The following is a 17,394-nucleotide window of genomic DNA, read 5'->3' on the forward strand; positions in this document are numbered from 1 at the left end:
ATGACTACCTGCCGCCCGCGAACCGAACCAGAGCGTTCCCCACCGACGCTTTCGTGCTAAATGCGTTTGTACCTTAGTGCTCGGCTCCCCTCCGCCGCCGATTCTGGAGTTCTGCACACAGCATCCCGGACGCCCACGGAGCCAATTCCGGAGAATTCGCCTCCTCGGAGCCAACTCCGGACATTCGACGGCGTGTCGCCGGGAGAGTCCGGAGTTGGCTCGAGCTGCAGCCTGCGGGGCGGGGCGCGGGCGGGGCCGGGGTCAGAGGGCGTAGCGGGTGAGGAGGGGGACGGCGGCGGTGTCGAGGAGGGTGGCGAGGGCGGTCCAGGCGGCGCGGCGCGCGAGCGGGAGGTGGCGGGTGTACACGGCGGTCCACTCCAGCTCGGGCTCGGCGCCGCGGGAGCGCTTGAACGCTGCGACGCCGCTCGAGGCGTGGAGGTCGAGCCCGCGAGCGTGGGCGTCGTCGGCCATGGCCAGCGACAGCATCCGGTACAGACCGAGCTCGGCCGGCAGCGAGGTGTCGTAGCCGAGGAACGGCGCGGCGAGCCAGCCGTGCGCCGCGTACGTGCCCACCACCCCGTCGATGCGGTCGCCCCGCCGCAGGATGCTGAGCTCGAGGAGGCCGGTGCGCACCGCGACCCGCACGAAGTCGGCGGTGTAGCGCGGGTTCTGCCTGGAGTGCTTCTCGAGGTAGAGCATCGAGTACAGCTCGACCAGCCGCTCGGCGAGGCCAGGCGAGAGCTCGGATCCCGGCGCGAGGCGCTCGACCACGTACTCCGATCGCGCGGCGAGGGCGCGGTCGCGGCGCACGTCGCGGCGCCGGAGCCAGTCGTCGTCGGCCGTGGGCACGAGGAGGATGCTCCGCGACGGCACCAGCGTCCAGCCCTCGGACCGCAGCAGGTCGGGAAGCCGGCCGAGCCGCGCGTGGACGCTCCGCACGGCGATCGCCGACGAGGGATGGCGGCGCACCAGCTCGTCGACCGCTCGGGCGAGGTCGGATGCGGTCCACGACGCGTGGAGGTTCGTGGAGACCAGGTGGTTCCCGATCACGACCAGGTCGTCGGCGCGAGCCCGGTCGAGCAGGACACCGATCGCGTCGACCACGGGAGCGAGCATCCGCCGTGCCATGGCCGACGGCAGCCTGCGGAGCTCCTCCCGGCTGTAGTCGACGTAGTGGGCCATCGGAGACACCACGTAGCTGCGGTCGCGCCGCGGATCATCGTGCCGGGTGACCGTGACAGGGAGCTCGTGCTCCCCGATCGTGACCGACTCCATGGTCACCGGGAGGTTCTCCGCCACCGAGACCGGGTCGACGGCGACGAGGGCACGCGTGGCGGCCGCCTGCCACGCCGACGGTGCGACGTCGCCGGGCAGGGGATCGCCGTTCCACTCGATGTCGTGCGTCGAGGCGGCGAGGAGCGGACGGCGGGTGCGTACCGCGGCGAGCACCTGGGCGCCGAACGCGCCCGCCAGCGCGCCCCGCCGGACGCGGTCGCCCGGCACCCGGAGGACGTCGGGAGCGGCGAGCCCGCGTACCCACCGACGAGGCGAACCACCGGCCACCATCCCGGGCACCGCGAAGAGCGCGTACGGCACCGCGAGCCTCACCTCGTCGCGATCGGCGCGCACGAGATCGGTACGGCGTGGTCCTGGAGAGGCGCCGGTGTCCGAACGAGCCTCCGCCGGGATCGACGTCGCCCGGACGCCGGCCTCAAGGATGCGGGAGGCCAGTCCGCTGGCGGACGAGAACAGGTGCAGCCCGCTCGTGGCGCGGGGGTTGCACTCGAGCACGACGACGTCCCGGTCGGTGGCCAGCAGATCGAAGCCGATCAGGCCGGTGTAGCCCGTCTCGGCCACGATGCGACGGGCCACGTCGAGAGCACCGACCGCGATCGGATCTCCGTCGGGCACCCGCACCAGCGCCACCGCCGCCCCTCGGCCCGCGCGCCAGCCCGGGCGGTACACCACAGCCGCCGTGAGCCGCCCCGACGAGGCCACCGCCGACACGCACACCTCGTCGCCGTCGACCCGCTCCTGCAGCAGCCAGGGCCTGTCGCGGGTGAGCCGTGGCGGCTCCGGCAGCGGATCGCCCTCACGAAGCAGGATCGTCTCGGCCGCGAAGCGGGAGAAGGCCGGCTTCGCGACGAGACCGGCCCGGGCGTCGCCGCGCCGGCGGCTCCGCGCGTCGCGCCACTGGTGCGCCGACCGGATCACCTCCGTCGCCGGGTGCGACACCCCGATGCGCCGGCAGAGCACCGAGAAGGCGGCCTTGTCGTGCAGCGTCCGGAGCACGTCGAGCGGTGGCGCGAGCAGCGCCGGGCCGCCTCCGTCACGCGAGGTCATCGTGCCCGCCAGCCAGAAGACCTCCTCGCAGGTCGGCACGACGAGGTCGAGACCGTGCCGCGCGGCGATGCCCGTCACCGCGTCGCGGAAGCCCAGCGGATCGTACCGAGCCGCCGGGATCCGGTAGGCGGCACTGACGGCGCGCGACGACGCCGTGATCGATCGCGTGCTGTCGGCGACGACCACCCGGTTCCCCCGCGCGGCCAGCACGCGAGCGAGGTCGAGGGCGACCGGGGCGCGGGCTCCCGTGATCAGGATGCCGGTCACGCCGGCGCCCCCCGATCGCGATCGACGCTCGCCGATTCCCTCGCCGCTCCGCTCATGCGCTGGCGGCGAGCGCCCCCGGGACGGTCGTCCCCTCGTCGGCCGTGAGCAGCAGGAACGCGGACAGCGCGGCAAGATCCGCGGCGTTGTAGGGCAGATGGTCGCGGAGAGCGGGCGAGTGCACCAGGTAGGCCGCCCACTTCGCCCGTGAGAGGGCCACGTTGAGGCGGTTCTTCATGAGCAGGAAGCCGATGCCCCGGGGGACGTCGACGGCGCTCGACGCCGCCAGCGAGACGATCGCCACCGCGGCCTCCCGGCCCTGGAACCGATCGACCGTGCCGACCTGCACGCCCGTGCGGCCCACCGCGTCGAGACCGGCCCTGATGAGCTCGACCTGCGCGTTGTAGGCCGCGACGACGATGATGTCGTCGTCGCGGAGCGGTCCGCTGCGACCGGCCGGCAGGTCGGTCCAGGTGCGGCCCACGAGATCGTCGATGATCGCGACCACCCGATCCGCCTCCTCGGGCGAGTGCGTCGATCGATCGAGGTGCGACACCGGCTCGAGGTGGAGGCCGGGCCGGACTCCGTCGAGCGAGCGCTCGCTGGTCTCCGGGAGCCGCGGGCGGAGGCGGGACTCGTACGACAGGGCGCTCACGGGCGCGCAGAGCGCCGGGTGGAGCCGCCACGTCTCGGCGAGGAAGAACCCGAGCTCGGCCGGGAGGACGTCGTGGCCGTCGCCCAGCCAGCCGAGGGCGGACCGGTCGACCGGTTCGGGATGCGTGCCCTGCGTGACCTGCGGCAGCTGCTGCGGGTCGCCGAGGAGGAGGATGCGCCGCGCCGCCATGCTCACCGCGATGGTGTTCGCGAGGGAGTACTGGCCCGCCTCGTCGATCACGACGAGGTCGAGCTCCCGGCGGGAGACCCGCCCCAGGTTGGTGAAGTCCCAGGCCGTGCCGCCGAGCACCACGCCCTGGGCCCGCTCTCGTGCGTCGCGGAGGAAGCTCGAGTACCCGTTGCGGGGCACGTCGGAGAACGAGGCGGACTCAGGCGCCGCCGACTTCCCCACGCGCTCGGCGGGCATGCCCGCCGCCACCACCGACTCGAGCAGGTGCTCGACCACCGCGTGCGACTGCGCGACCACGCCGATCCGCCAGCCCAGCTCCCGCGCGAGCCGCGCGATCACCCGCGCCCCCGTGTAGGTCTTGCCGGCACCGGGCGGACCCTGCACGGCGACGAAGGAGCCGTCGCGATCCTGCAGCGCGGAGGTGATCGCCGCGACCGCGTCGTCGCTCGTGCCGGAGGCGGTGGTGACGTCGGCCGGACCCGACGACGTCGTGGCCCGGCGCCGCAGCAGGTCGAGGGCGGGATCGCGCGGCAGCGCGGGCAGCGCAGCCGCGATCCGCTCGCCCCATTCGCCGATCGCGCCCTGGATCGAGACGGTGGCGGGAGGCGCGGACGGCGTCATGGCCACGGGGAGGGCGTCGAACGGCTCGTCGCCGGAACGGAGCCACTCCTCGACCACCAGCTCGGTCGCCCCGTCGTCGCCCGACCTGACCTCGACGATCTCGTTGCGCGGGCTCGCGGCACGATCGGTCGGCGTGGCGCGGGGGTCGTGCCACGGATGCGGCGGCTCGTACAACAGGAAGCGGCCCCGGTCGCCGACGTCGAACCGGGAGCCGGGCGCCTGGTCTCCGCGCAGGACGAGCCGGCGGCGCGGCGCCCGCCCCGGCGACTCGGCCACCCACTCCTGATCGACCGTGGCGCGCGTGACGATGAGGACGTCGCGGGTGTCGGCCCAGTCGTCGAGGGGCTGCACGAGACGGGCGTAGTGCTCCCACCAGAAGGTCTTGGCCTCGCGGCGGTGGTAGTCGACGGCCGCCGCGGCGAGAGCGAGGGCCTGCTGGTCGGCCGTCCGGTCGGCCGCCTTCGCGGGCACACCGTCGCGCAGGCGAGCGGTGAGGTCGCTCGGCCGGTCGTCGAGCTCGGCCAGCAGCGCGGGCAGGGCCGCCGGCGCCACCGCGTGCTCGGCTGCCCGCGCGAGCAGCCAGTCGCGCAGCCCGAGGGTCGACTCGCAGTCGTACTCGTTGTAGTCCGCGATCTCCCGCAGCTGCGCCTCGGCCTCTGCGGTCATCCCGGCGTCGCGGAGCTCGGCGTACCTCACGTAGGCGAGGATCGAGTCGCCGCCGGTGGTCACGTCGCTCTCGCGAAGCCGGTCGCCCATGTAGAGCGGCTCGAGCTTCTTCAGCCCGTACGAGCGCGAGCTCACGCGGATGCTGCGCTTCACGACCGGGTACAGGTCGACCAGCACATCGCCCCGCAGGAGGTCGTCGAGCTGGCTCTCCCCCACCCCGTGCCGGGCGGTGAGGCGCTGGAGATGAGCGCGCTCGTAGTCGGCGTAGTGGTAGACGTGCATGCCGGGATGCTCGGCCCGCCTTTGCGTGACGTAGTCGAGGAACGCGCGCAGCGCCTCCCTCTCCTCGGCGTAGTCGTGGGCCCAGAAGGGCCTGAACCGCGTGCCGCCCGCGCCGTCGTGCTCGACCACCCCGAAGAGGTAGTCGAGCCCCCACTCCTCGCCCGCGCCCTCCGTGTAGAGGGGGTCGCCCTCGAAGTCGAAGAAGACGTCGCCGACGTCGGGGGCGGGCAGGGCCGCCAGACCTGCGGGTTCGAAGACCCTGGCGACGAGCTCGTCGGGGTGGTCGACCTGCATCCGCGCCTGATCGCGCAGCGCCTCGAGCGCCGAGGCCGAGACGCCGGAGACCTGACCCGTCGACCGTGCGAGCTCGTCGATCGTGCCGATGCCCGCCTCGAGGAGACGCACACGCTGCGTGGCGCGCATGCCCGCCACGAGGAGGAGGTCGCGGTGCGCCTCGACCTCGGGGGCGCACACGTCGCACCGCCCGTCGACCGCGAAGCGGGGGTCGCCCCACGCCACGGGCACCGGATCGGCGAGCCGCTCGTCGAGCATGCTCTCCAGGCGCGACCGACGCTCGAGGTAGACCGGGAGGACGTCGACCAGGTCGTGGCTGGAGGTCGTGCCGTCGCCGAGGAGCAGGTGCACCTGTGGCCCGGTCGCGATCCCGAGCCGCGTGAGCTGGTCGGCGTAGGCCGCGAGCTGCAGCAGCGCGGTGACCTTCGCCCGCCGGGCGAGCTTGGTGTCGTACACCTCGTACACGTGCTCGGCGGCGTCGGCCGTGGTGATGCGGCGGATGAAGTCGGCGTAGCCCAGGAATCGTCCGTCATAGAAGGTGGCCTGGTACACGACGTCGGCGCCCCCTCGGAGCGCGGCGAGCGTGGCCTCCTGCCCGCGGAGCAGGATCTCCACGGTGGGCCGCTCGTCGGGACGCTCGATCAGGGCGACGCCGCCCGGACGGCTCCCGTCGAACCGGCCGAACTCGTCGAGGTACCGCTCGAGCGTGCGCTCCTCGTGCAGATCGCCCAGGCGCGCGGCGCGGTCGAGCATCGGGTCGACGGACTCCTCGAGCGGAGGGATCCGGCCGAGCTTGGCGTCGAGCGTCCGGACCAGGGCGAACTCGCACGTCGCGGCCGCGGTGAGGTCGGAGGCGCTGTACAGCACCGTGGTGGGGGCTTCGCCCTCGCGTACGACGATCATCGACCTGCTCCTTGCGACTGCCAGCACACTATCGGCAGCATCCGACGCCCGGTCCGCCCGACCCCGCTCTGTGGAGGCGCCGCAGCCTGTGCAGGAGGCGCGGCGCCCTGTGCAGGAGGCACCGCCACCGAGAGGACGGGGCTCAGCGCACCGCGAGGTTGTCGGCCACGATGCGCCAGCCCTTGTCGGTCGGCACCGTCATGTAGCCGAGGTAGAGCCAGATCCGCTCGTCCTCGCCCACGGGGAGCGTCGCGCCGTCGGCCCCGAACCTCGCCGGGGACACGCAGCTCGACTCGTCGACCTTCGTCGTCACCGCCAGGAAGCACACCCGGTCGTCGGTCGTCGCGCCGACCCAGTACGCCGACCCGTCGTAGTGACCCAGCAGCCGCAGCGAGGGGACGTACAGCGTCCCGGTGGCCTCGGGCAGCTCGGGGGCGGCCGGAGTCGGCAGCTCCCCCGCGTTCACGTGCGCCAGCTTCGACAGGGCCTCCGTCGGATGCGACGCGCAGCCGGCGAGACCCACCGTCGCGGCCAGCGCGATCGCCGTCGCCGCGAGCACGGCTCTCGCCCTCGTCCGCATCCGCACCACCTCCCGCGCGTCAGCCACCCTAGTCCACCCGGCAGAGCGGACGCCGACGCCTCGACGCTCGCGCGGGAGCGCGCGATGGTTGGATGGAGCCATGCAGCTGGACGCCCACATCGACGACCTGGCGGCCTTCGTCGCCGCCTCCCCGAGCTCGTACCACGCGGCCCACGAGGTGGCGCGACGGCTGCAGGAGGGCGGCTGGACGCTCCTCGCCGAGGAGGCGTCGTGGCCCGTCGAGCCCGGCGGCTACGTCGTCGTCCGCGACGGCGCGGTGATCGCCTGGCGCGTGCCGGACTCCGCTCACGCGCTGACGCCGTTCCGTCTCGTCGGCACGCACACCGACTCCCCCGGCTTCAAGCTCAAGCCGCAGCCGACCATCGGGTCGGCGGGATGGCTGCAGGCCGCCGTCGAGGTCTACGGCGGCCCGTTGCTCACCTCGTGGCTCGACCGCGAGATCGAGCTCGCCGGAAGGCTCGTGACGCGGGGCGGAGACGAGCTGCTCGTGCGCACCGGGCCCTTCTTCCGCATCCCCCAGCTCGCCGTGCATCTGGATCGGACCTCGTCCGACACGGTGTCGCTCGACCGGCAGCGGCACACGCAGCCGGTCTTCGGGGTCGGGGACGTCGCCCACGCCGACCTGCTCGCCCACCTCGCCGGCATCGCCGGCATCGCGTCCGCCGACCTGGCCGGGTACGACGTGCTCGCGGTCGACAGCCAGCCGTCCCGCCGGTTCGGACTCGACCAGAGCCTGTTCGCCTCAGCCCGGCTCGACAACCTGAGCTCGGTCCACTCGGCGCTCGTCGCGCTCCTCGACGCGGACGGCTTCGAGAGCGCGGACGGCTCCGAGAGCGGGGACGAGCCGGCGATCACGGTCCTCGCCGCCTTCGACCACGAGGAGCTCGGATCCGAGTCCCGATCGGGCGCCAGCGGTCCCTTCCTCGAGGACGTGCTCCGCCGCATCCGCCGCGGTCTCGGAGCCGACGAGGAGCAGGCCACGCGCGCGCTCGCGGCGTCCTGGCTGGTGTCGAGCGACGCCGGTCACTCGATCCACCCCAACTATCCCGAGAAGCACGACCCCCACGTGCGCCCCCTCGCCGGCCGGGGGCCGCTGCTCAAGATCAACGCGAACCAGCGGTACACGACGGATGCGCACGGCGCCGCCCTCTGGGCCAGGAGCAGCGCGGCGGCCGGGGTGCCGTTCCAGGAGTTCGTGTCGAACAACACCGTGCCGTGCGGCTCGACGATCGGTCCGCTCACCGCCACCCGGCTGGGCATCCGCACGGTCGACGTGGGCGTGCCGCTGCTGTCGATGCACTCGGCGCGAGAGCTGGCGCACGTCGACGACCTCGTGTCGCTGAGCGCCGCCCTGGGCGCGTTCTACCGCGGCGCCTGACCGCACGCCCCGGGAGCGCTCAGCGCGCGGCGCGGGCGAGGGCGCGACGTGCGCGGTCGGCCGCGACGAGCGCGTGCTCGGCGTGGTCGAGGGCGCGCTGGTAGAGCACGCCGTAGGCGAAGGTGTCCTCGCCCGCCGCGTGCGCCCGGCCGGCCGTCAGCAGGAGGTGCTCCGCGAAGAGCGCGGCGTCGCGGTGCTCCCCCAGGGCGTCCTGCAGGCCCTCGGCGAGCTTCCCGAGCTTCGACGCCTTCCCGCCCAGCACGCCGCCGGCGCCCTCGGTCGCGAACTCGGCCGCGTGCCGGAGCTTCCGCGCCGCCTTCCGCGACTCGTGGAGGCGACCCAGCGTCGCGGCCGTCTCCGTCGGGCTCTCAGAGGCAGCCCGGGCCGCCTCCTCCGCGGAGACCGTGCGCGACAGGGCCCGGCGCGCGGCCTTGCGCAGGGCCGCACGCTCCTCTCGCCGCGCGTCCCGGGCGTCGTGCGGGTCGTGCGTGCTGCCGGAGGCGGTGAGATCCTCCAGGTCGTCGAGCAACCGGAAGTACGGCTCGGCCGTGAGGGCATCGCGCAGCCGCGCGAGCGCCCCGGACCTCTCCTCGAGCAGCTCGGCGACGAGACGGCGCCGCGCCGCCTCGTCGGTCACGCCGCGCTCGGCCTCGTAGGCGTCGAGCGCCTCGCCGGCCCAGCCCGCGCGCACCTCGAGGTCGCGGACGTCGCCCAGCCGGCCGCCGAGGCGCGACAGCTGCTCCCGCAGGGGGTCGACCCGCTCCCGCCCGAGCAGCGAGCGGTGCGTGGCCAGCACGGTGCGCAGGCGACGCACGGTCGTCCGCATCCGGTGGACCGCATCCGGTTCGTCGCGACGAGCCGCCGGATCGATCGCGAGGAGCGCGGCCACCAGCTCCTGCACCCCCGCGAGGACGGCCGTCTCGGCGTCGCCGGGACGCGCCTCGACGGCCGGCTCGCCCCCGTGGGAGCCGCCGGTCGAGGCCGCATCCGCGCCCAGGCCCGTCCGGCCCAGCGCCTGCGCGAGCTTCGACACGCTCGGCGACACGGTCGCGCCCGCCTCCCTCAGCACGGCCTCGAGATCGTCGAGGAGCCGCTCGCGCTCGGCGCGCGTCGCGGGGGCCGCGGGCCCCAGCTCGGCCTCCCACTCGCGCCACGCGCGCACCTCGCCGCCTCGGACGTCGGAGGCGGTCACCTGGTCGTCGGCGACCTCGACCACGACCCCGCCGTCCTGGTCGAGGAGCTCGGTGATCGTCCGGGTCGTGGCGATCCGCGCCAGGGGGGTGAGCGCGCGGTCGCGCACCAGCGCACGGACGGGCTCGAGGACCTCCTCGGGCACCGTCTCGCCGGCCGTCAGCGGCCACTGCATCTCGGTGCGGCCCTCGTCGGCCGGCAGCTTCAGATGCCAGCCCTCGTCGGCCCCGCCGACGCGGCGCCTCAGGGCGATCCGAGCCCTGGCCAGGTCCAGCCCCTCAGTGTCGAAGTACACCGCCTCGAGGCCGAACGGCTCCTCCGCCTGCACCCGGGCGACCCCCGGAACCCCGGCGAGGTCGGGGAGCACGGTCCCCTCCTCCACGGTGTACTTGCGCTCGATCTCGGTCTGCACGGCTGCGCTCATGGCGTTCGCGTCCTCCTTCGTCCGCTGGTGTGGGGCACACTGGCAGTGTGCCATCGCCAGTCCTCGTCCTCGTGAACTCCCCGGTCCTGCCGCGTGACGACTCGTCGTCGCGTCCCGCGATCGAGATCGCCGATCCCACCACCCCGCACGTGAGTGTGCTCGACCTCGGGGTCACCCGGGGAGACGGCATCTTCGAGACCATCATGGTCACCCGCGGCGACGCGCCGGCCATCGACGCCCACCTGGCCCGGTTCGCCTCCTCGGCGGCCCTGCTCGACCTCCCGGAGCCCGATCCCGCGGTCTGGCGCGAGGCCGTCGCGCTCGCGATGTCGTCGCATCCGACGGTCGACGTGCTCGCGGTCAAGCTGGTCCTGACGCGCGGCGTCGAGGGCACGGGGGTGCCGACCGCCTGGGCTCTCGCCATGCCGACCAAGGACTTCTCGGCCGACCGGGAGACCGGGATCCGCGTGGTCGCGCTCGATCGCGGCTACCGCCACGACGTCGCCCAGACCTCCCCCTGGCTGCTGCAGGGCGCCAAGACCCTGTCGTACGCCATCAACTCCGCCGCGCTGCGGGAGGCCGGCCGGCGCGGGGCGGACGACGTGATCTTCACCTCGAGCGATGGGTTCGTGCTCGAGGCGCCCACGGCGAGCGTCCTGCTCCGGCACGGCGACCGCATCCTCACCCCGCCGACCGAGCACGGCATCCTCCACGGCACCACGCAGCGTCGCGCCTTCGAGTTCTTCGCCGCGCGCGGCTACGTCACCAGGGCGCTGCCGGTCACGCGGATCGACCTCGAGCGCGCGGACGCGGTCTGGCTCGCCTCGAGCATCCGGCAGGCGGTGCCGGTCGTCGAGCTGGACGGCCGTCCGCTGCAGCACGACCTCGAGCTCACCCGCGCGCTCAACGCGCACCTGTCGCTCCGCGACCGCGACTGACACCCGACGAGGGCGCCGCGCCCGGCGTCTCGCGGCGCTTCCGCCCGCCGCGCGACGCCGGGGCCGCACCTCAGAGGGCCCGCAGCCGCTCGAGCAGGGGCTCGGCGACCTCGGCGAGGAACTCGTCCTGCCCCTCGTCGCCCACCTGGACCAGCGCGACGTCGGTGAACCCTGCGTCGAGGAACGGACGCACGCTCTCCGCCAGCTCGTCGAGGTCGGGTCCGCAGGCGATCGAGGACGCCACGTCCTCCGGCCTCACGAACTGACTGGCGGCGGCGAAGCCCGCGGGAGTCGGCAGATCGGCGTTGACCGCCCAGCCGCCGCCGAACCAGCGGAACTGCGCGTGCGCCTTCTCGATCGCCGCGTCCTTGTCGCGTCCCCAGCAGATCGGGATCTGACCGATCGACCGGGTCTGCTCGCCCTTCTTCTCGGTCCATCCCGAGACGAGGTCGCCCTCCGGCTGCACCGCGATGAGGTGGTCGCCGAGCGGAGCGAACCGCTCGATCGACTTCTCGCCCGAGACGGCGATCCCGATCGGGACGCCCTCGTCCGGCAGATCCCAGATGCGCGCGGAGTCGACCCGGAAGTACTGCCCCTCCCAGGTCACGAGCTCGCCGGTGTGGAGCTCCCGGATGATCGTCACCGCCTCCTCGAACATGTCCTGCCGCGCGTCGACGGCCGGCCAGCCCTCCCCGACCACGTGCTCGTTGAGGTTCTCCCCCGAGCCGAGGCCCAGGATGAAGCGGCCCTCGCTCAGCAGCTGCAGGGTCGCCGACTTCTGCGCGATGACGGCGGGGTGGTAGCGGACCGTGGGGCAGGTGACGTAGGTCGCCAGCTCCACGCGCTCGGTGGCCTGCGCGACCGCGCCGAGGACCGTCCATGCGTACGGCGCGTGGCCCTGCTCGGTGAGCCACGGCGAGTAGTGGTCGCTCGACACCTCGAAGTCGAAGCCGGCTCGCTCGGCGGCCACCGCGTACCGTACGAGGTCTCGCGGGCCGCTCTGCTCGGTCATGAGCGTGTATCCGAAGCGCGTCATCTCTGCCCTCTCCTGAAGTTCTCCGTCTCCTCCAGCGTGCTCGGATCGTGTCGGATGCGCTCGTCACGATCAGCAGACCGTATGCTTCAGCGACTGACGAGAGGGATCGGATGGCGGGGATCCGCGGGGTGCTGCGTCGTCGCAGTCGAGGCGCGTTCGTGCTGTGGATCGCGATCTACACCGTCCTCGCCGTGCTCCCGCTGCCGCTCGGGATGATCAGCCTCGACCCCGGGCGCGGCTTCTGGATCAACCTCTCCGTGGCGCTCGGGTTCGTCGGCCTCGCCATGTTCGGGCTCCAGTTCGTCATGGCCGCCCGGTCGTTCCTCGTCGTGCACCCGGTGGGGATGGACGTGGTCCTCGAATTCCACAAGCAGATGGCCTACCTCGCCACGCTGCTGGTGTTCGCGCATCCGATCATCCTGTTCGTCGTCGACACGAGCCTGCTGGGACTGCTGGACGTCGTCACCTCGCCGCTCAGGGCGAAGTTCGCGGTGGGCTCGGTGATCCTGCTCATCGTGCTCATCGTGATGTCCGTGTTCCGGCGGCGGCTCCGGATCCGGTACGAGACGTGGCAGGCCACCCACGCGGTGCTCGCCGTCGCCGTCGTGGTGACCGCGCTCCTCCACGTGCTGCTGGTGGGGTACTACGTGCGGGAGTGGTGGGAGCAGACGCTGTGGATCGCCTACAGCGCCGCGTTCATCGCGCTCGGCGTGTGGGTGAGGCTCGTGAAGCCGCTCGTCCGACGGCATCGGAAGTGGGTCGTGGAGTCGATCGAGGACGATGTGGGCTCGGTCACCACCGTCACCCTGCGCCTGCTCGATCCGACGTCGTACGCCCCGCATCGCTTCCACTTCGATCCGGGTCAGTTCGCGTGGCTGCAGGCCCGCCGATCCCCGTTCTCGCTGAGCTACCACCCGTTCTCGATCTCCTCGAGCGCGCTGCATCCCCACCGCATCCGCTTCTCGATCAAGGCGCACGACGGCTTCAGCCGCGAGATCGGCGACCTCGTCCCGGGCGACACCGTCTACGTCGACGGCCCGTTCGGCGCCTTCGTGCTCCCCGACACGGGGCCGGTGGTCTTCGTCGGGGCCGGCGTGGGCGTCACCCCGCTGCTCGGGATGCTGGAGACCCTCGCCGACCGGGGCGACGATCGCGAGTGCGTGCTGTGGCTCGGCAACCGCAGCGAGACGGAGATCCCGTGCCTCGAGCAGATCGAGGCACTGCAGGCGCGCATGGATCTGAGGGTGGTGCACGTGCTGTCGAAGGGGTCGGCGGGGTGGACCGGCGAGCGCGGGCACGTGGACGCGGCACTCGTCGCACGTCTGCTGCCCGACACGCCGCCGGGCTCGTCGTTCTGCATCTGCGGCCCGGACGCGATGATGGATCAGGTCGAGGCGGCGCTCGCCGCGGGTGGTGTGCGTCGTGACGCCATCCACTCCGAGCGGTTCGGGATGGTGTGACATGTGGCGCAGACACGCGGCCCGCTGGGCTGCCCTCGCCGTGGCGCTGGTCCTCGTGGGGGCCTGCGTGGGATGGGCCGTCCTGGCGCAGGTGCTCGTGACGCCGGCCTGAGCCGGACCCGCGGCCCTGTCGGTCGATCCCGCAGCCGCGTCGCGTCAGACGTCGGCGGGAGGAGTCGGGTCGTCGTCGAGCAGCGCGGGGCCGAGGGAGAGGGTGCCGTCGTCCGTCGGGACGCAGCGCACCCCGCCGCGCCCGCGCAGGGCGCGGAACGCGCCGGGAGCCAGCGTGACGTCCATCCAGGCGCAGGGGTTCGCGGCGCGGTGCCCGCGGAAGCGCACCGGACCGGCGCCCGAGTCGAGCGCGAAGAGCCGCCCCACCAGCGAGTCGATCGGGAACCCCCGGATGGTGATGGTGCGCCGAGTGGCCGCGGGGTCGAGATCGCGGATGCCCGTCTCCGCCGTCACGTGATCGAGGGACGCCGCGTCGAAGACCGTCACCGCGGCGTCGCGATGGGCGCGGTGTCCGAAGTAGCGGTCGCCGACCGCGCCCAGCCCGGCCCGGAGCTCGATCGTCTCACGTTCCTCGGGCTCCCCCTCCGGAGCGGGCAGCGGACCGTCGGCAGGGCGGCCCTCGTAGCGATGCCGCGTCGACACGAGCAGGTGCTCGATCGTCACGGGATGCAGGGCCACGGAGTGCACACTACGCCGCGACTGTGCTGAGAAGTGCCCCGCGCTTCGACGCCGTCGTCGCTCGGGCGGGGCAGAGTGGAGGCATGGCCTCCGGACTCGATCGCACCGTCGACCGCCTGCTGAGCGTGCAGCGTCCCGCCGTCCTCGCGCACCTGCGCGGGATTCGGCGCCTCCATCCCGACGCCGACCCGGCGCGGCTGATCACGATCCTCGAACGGCGCTACCTCGCCGCCGTCACCTCAGGTGGCGCGGCGGTCGGCGCGAGCTCGATGCTGCCCTTCGTCGGGACGGGGACCGCGCTCGCCCTGAGCGGCGCGGAGACGGCGGGCTTCCTCGAGACCACGGCTCTGTTCGCCCAGTCGGTCACCGAGGTGCACGGGATCGCCGTGTCCGACCGCGACCGGGCACGAGCCCTCGTGATGACGCTCATGATGGGCAAGGCGGGCAGCGACCTGCTGCGTCAGATCGCCGGGCAGGCGACGGGCACGGGTGTCACCCGGAACGCCTACTGGGGCCAGGTCGTGACGAGCTCGCTGCCCAGCATGGTCGTCGGGCCGATCGCCGACCAGCTCAAGCGCGTCTTCGTCAAGCGCTTCGCGGTCGGCCAGGGCGCCAACGTGGTGGGGCGGCTCGTGCCGTTCGGCGTGGGCGCGGCCATCGGCGGCGTCGGCAACCTGGTCCTGGGCCGGACGGTGGTGCAGAGCAGCCGGTCCGCGTTCGGACCCGCCCCGCTCTGGTTCACCTCCGACCTCGAGATCACCCCGCGTGAGGCGAAGGCTCCTCGGGAGAGGGGCCGACTGGATCCGCGCCGGATGCTGCCCAGCGGACGGAGGAAGGACCTCCCCGCCCTGGAGGAGCTCGACCGGGTGCCCGACATCCGCATCTGAGGCACCCGACGAGCGACCTGCCACGCCGAGTTCCCGCGCGCCCTCCTTCCGAGGGGTACCGGTGGTACCCTGGAGCACAGCCGATACCTGTCGGCGAGCGACCATCCGTTCACCTGGTCGCCTGAGGACCAGCGAGAAGGGGGAACGCATGAGGGTCCGCATCCTCACCGGTGTGTTCGCACTCGCCGCCTTCCTCGGCCTGGGTGCGGGTGCCGCCTCCGCGGCGTCGACGACCGAGCCGGCCGATCAGCCGGTGCTCGCTCAGACCGGCGCCGACTTCACGCCCATGCTCGTCACCGCCGGCATCCTCCTGCTCGTGGCAGGCGTCGCCGTCGTCGTCGCGAAGTTCACGGCGGCCAAGTCCTCGCGCTGATCGCGCCTCGTTCATCGAGGAAGGGCCGGGAGCGTTCGCTCCCGGCCCTTCCTCTGTCCGCGGTCAGCCCTGGAAGGCGCCGAGGGTGACGTCGACGGTCTTGGACTGCCCGTCGCGCTGATAGGTGATCTGCACGGTCGCGCCCGCAGCCTGCGCACGGACCAGGGCGGTGAGGTCGATGTAGTCCTCGACCTGGATGCCGTTCAACGCCGTGACGACGTCTCCCACCTGGAGCCCCGCCTTCTGCGCCGCTCCCCCGTCGGTGACGGAGTTGATGAGCGCACCGGTGGTCGTGGCATCCGGCGCCTGGCTCGCGTCGGCGACACCGGCGCCGAGCAGGCCGTGCGAGGCCTTGCCGTCCTTGATGATCTCGTCGGTGACCCGCTTGACGGTCTCCGAGGGGATCGAGAAGCCCACGCCGACGCTTCCCGCCTGGCCGCCGTTCGCTGCGGACTGCCCTGAGGATGCGATCGCCACGTTGATGCCGATGAGACGACCCTCGTCGTCGAGCAGCGCGCCCCCCGAGTTGCCCGGGTTGATCGACGCGTCGGTCTGGATCACGGACAGCGCGATGGTCTCGCTGGCCGAGGACGATCCGCTCTGCCCCTGGTTCGGGGTCTCCTGTCCGGGGAAGTCGAAGTTCCAGAAGTCGAACGGGCTCTGTCCGCTGCCGCCGGAGCCGCCGGATCCGCCGTCGCCACCCTGGCCCTGGTTCGGGGTCTCCGGGTCGGCCGGGGCCGCGGACGAGGCGACGGTGATGCTGCGGTTGAGGGCGCTGACGATGCCGTTGGTCACGGTGCCCGAGTAGCCGAGCGGCGCGCCGATGGCGACGACGTTGTCACCGACGTTGAGCTTCGACGAGTCGGCGAACTCGATCGGGGTCAGGCCCGACGCGTCCTTGAGCTTGATCACCGCGAGGTCGTTGACGGGGTCGGTGCCGACGATCGTGGCGTCGTAGATGCGGCCGTCGTCGGCGGTCACCCTCAGGGTGGCGTCGGACGTGGCCCCGTCGAGCGTGACGACGTGCGTGTTCGTCGCGACGTATCCGTCGGCGCTCAGGATGACACCGGATCCGGTGCCGCCGGAGGAGCCGGCGGTCGCGCTGATCGTCACCACGGAGGGCGAGGCCTTCTGGGCGACGGCCGTCACCCAGTCCGTGTTCTGCGGGTCGTTCACCGTGATGGAGGTCGGGCCCGATGCAGAGTTCGAGGCCCCGGCCTGGTTCGAGCTGAGCGCCCAGACGCTGATGCCGGCGCCCGAGGCACCGCCGATGACGGCGCCGATGGCGAGCGCTGCGATCAAGGCGACGCCGCCCCGACGCTTGCGCTCCGGCTTCTGCGGAGCGGTGTGCGCGCCGGAGGCCGCATAGGCGGCGGAGTTGAAGGCCGGGTCGCGCGGCGCGGCGTACTGCTGACCGGGAGCCCCGAACGAGCCGTTGCCGTAGTCGCTGCGCGCGTACTGCTGACCGTACGGCGCGGTCGGGTACGGGGCGGTGGGTCGCTGGTAGGCGGCCGCCTGGCCGTAGGGCGGCTGGGGCGCCTGGCCCTGGCCGAGCGGCGCGGTGGGCTGCGTGGGCTGAGACGACTGCAGCGACTGACCCTGGTGCAGCGGCGCGGTCGGCTGCGTGGGCTGAGACGACTGCAGCGACTGACCCTGGTGCAGCGGCGCGGTCGGCTGCGTGGGCTGAGACGACTGCAGGGACTGACCCTGGTGCAGCGGCGCGGTCGGCTGCGTGGGGGTCTGGTGCACCTGCGGGGACGAGACCGGCGGGGTCGACTGCTGCGGCGGCGCAGCGGGCGGGATGGGGGTGGTGGGCTGCGGCGACGCTGCGACCGGAGCCTCCTGGCCGAGGGGATGCGCGGGGGCGGCGGGCTGCGTCCATGCAGCCGTGGCGGGCTGATCCGACCCGGGAGCGGTGAAGCGCTCCGTCGGCGCCGTCTGCTCCGAGGCGGGGGTCGGCTTCGGGTTCTCCTCGGCGGGCGAGCCGACCGGGTTCTCGGTGCTGTCTGACATGGTGTGCTGTGCTCCTTCCAAGCAGGAACCAGCCTTCTCAGGCAACCTGTGGGAAATCTATGACCGGGCTGGATGGCGGCTGCCGTCTGGTTGTGACCCTGCTCTCATCCTCGCCCACGATCTCCTCGCCCACGATCTCCTCGCCCACGATCTCCTCGCCCACGATCTCCTCACCCACGATCGGCG

At 73.0% G+C, this 17,394-nt stretch carries 13 protein-coding genes; 5 read left to right on the forward strand and 8 right to left on the reverse strand.

The window, feature by feature from the left end; genetic code table 11:
- Positions 1 to 261: 261 nt before the first annotated feature.
- From IEX69_RS03800 to IEX69_RS03810, 3 genes are all read right to left on the reverse strand, one after another.
- Positions 262 to 2,610: a GNAT family N-acetyltransferase gene (locus tag IEX69_RS03800; RefSeq protein ID WP_085019786.1), complete on the reverse strand. Its 2,349-nt coding sequence runs from the start codon at positions 2,608 to 2,610 to the stop codon at positions 262 to 264.
- 52 nt (positions 2,611 to 2,662) lie between these two features.
- Entirely contained in the window at positions 2,663 to 6,217 is a 3,555-nt protein-coding gene (locus tag IEX69_RS03805) for a TM0106 family RecB-like putative nuclease (RefSeq protein WP_085019787.1), read from the reverse strand.
- A 142-nt stretch (positions 6,218 to 6,359) separates the two neighbouring features.
- Positions 6,360 to 6,797, reverse strand: coding sequence for a hypothetical protein (locus IEX69_RS03810; RefSeq protein WP_174604448.1), 438 nt, complete (start codon positions 6,795 to 6,797; stop codon positions 6,360 to 6,362).
- A gap of 100 nt (positions 6,798 to 6,897) precedes the next feature.
- Here IEX69_RS03810 and IEX69_RS03815 point away from each other — a divergent pair, with 100 nt between their 5' ends.
- Positions 6,898 to 8,196: a M18 family aminopeptidase gene (locus IEX69_RS03815; RefSeq protein WP_085019789.1), complete on the forward strand. Its 1,299-nt coding sequence runs from the start codon at positions 6,898 to 6,900 to the stop codon at positions 8,194 to 8,196.
- 19 nt (positions 8,197 to 8,215) lie between these two features.
- On the opposite strand, the gene IEX69_RS03820 is transcribed toward IEX69_RS03815, so the two are convergent.
- Entirely contained in the window at positions 8,216 to 9,811 is a 1,596-nt protein-coding gene (locus IEX69_RS03820; RefSeq protein WP_174604449.1) for a CYTH and CHAD domain-containing protein, read from the reverse strand.
- A gap of 47 nt (positions 9,812 to 9,858) precedes the next feature.
- Between IEX69_RS03820 and IEX69_RS03825 the strand changes: the two genes are divergently transcribed.
- Positions 9,859 to 10,749 (forward strand): aminodeoxychorismate lyase, encoded by an 891-nt coding sequence (locus tag IEX69_RS03825; protein WP_174604450.1) that lies wholly within the window; start codon positions 9,859 to 9,861, stop codon positions 10,747 to 10,749.
- Positions 10,750 to 10,819: 70 nt separating this feature from the next.
- Here IEX69_RS03825 and IEX69_RS03830 read toward each other — a convergent pair whose 3' ends face one another.
- On the reverse strand, positions 10,820 to 11,785 hold the full coding sequence (locus IEX69_RS03830) for an LLM class F420-dependent oxidoreductase (RefSeq protein ID WP_085019792.1): 966 nt from the start codon (positions 11,783 to 11,785) through the stop codon (positions 10,820 to 10,822).
- Between the two features lie 110 nt (positions 11,786 to 11,895).
- Between IEX69_RS03830 and IEX69_RS03835 the strand changes: the two genes are divergently transcribed.
- The gene (locus tag IEX69_RS03835) at positions 11,896 to 13,245 is read left to right on the forward strand and encodes a ferredoxin reductase family protein (protein ID WP_085019793.1); all 1,350 of its coding nucleotides are present in this window, start codon (positions 11,896 to 11,898) and stop codon (positions 13,243 to 13,245) included.
- 156 nt (positions 13,246 to 13,401) lie between these two features.
- On the opposite strand, the gene IEX69_RS03840 is transcribed toward IEX69_RS03835, so the two are convergent.
- Positions 13,402 to 13,935, reverse strand: coding sequence for an MOSC domain-containing protein (locus tag IEX69_RS03840; protein WP_229756222.1), 534 nt, complete (start codon positions 13,933 to 13,935; stop codon positions 13,402 to 13,404).
- A gap of 83 nt (positions 13,936 to 14,018) precedes the next feature.
- On the opposite strand from IEX69_RS03840, the gene IEX69_RS03845 reads away from it, so the two are divergent.
- Both IEX69_RS03845 and IEX69_RS03850 read left to right on the forward strand, forming a co-directional pair.
- Positions 14,019 to 14,822 carry a hypothetical protein gene (locus IEX69_RS03845; RefSeq protein ID WP_085019794.1) on the forward strand — a complete coding sequence of 268 codons (804 nt, stop codon included), beginning with the start codon at positions 14,019 to 14,021 and terminating at the stop codon, positions 14,820 to 14,822.
- 148 nt (positions 14,823 to 14,970) lie between these two features.
- Entirely contained in the window at positions 14,971 to 15,195 is a 225-nt protein-coding gene (locus IEX69_RS03850) for an LPXTG cell wall anchor domain-containing protein (protein WP_085019795.1), read from the forward strand.
- Positions 15,196 to 15,258: 63 nt separating this feature from the next.
- Here IEX69_RS03850 and IEX69_RS03855 read toward each other — a convergent pair whose 3' ends face one another.
- The gene (locus IEX69_RS03855; protein WP_085019796.1) at positions 15,259 to 17,208 is read right to left on the reverse strand and encodes a S1C family serine protease; all 1,950 of its coding nucleotides are present in this window, start codon (positions 17,206 to 17,208) and stop codon (positions 15,259 to 15,261) included.
- A 37-nt stretch (positions 17,209 to 17,245) separates the two neighbouring features.
- Positions 17,246 to 17,386, reverse strand: coding sequence for a hypothetical protein (locus IEX69_RS03860; RefSeq protein ID WP_157127181.1), 141 nt, complete (start codon positions 17,384 to 17,386; stop codon positions 17,246 to 17,248).
- Positions 17,387 to 17,394 lie beyond the last annotated feature (8 nt).

This window comes from Cnuibacter physcomitrellae (genome assembly GCF_014640535.1).
Taxonomy (GTDB): domain Bacteria; phylum Actinomycetota; class Actinomycetes; order Actinomycetales; family Microbacteriaceae; genus Cnuibacter; species Cnuibacter physcomitrellae.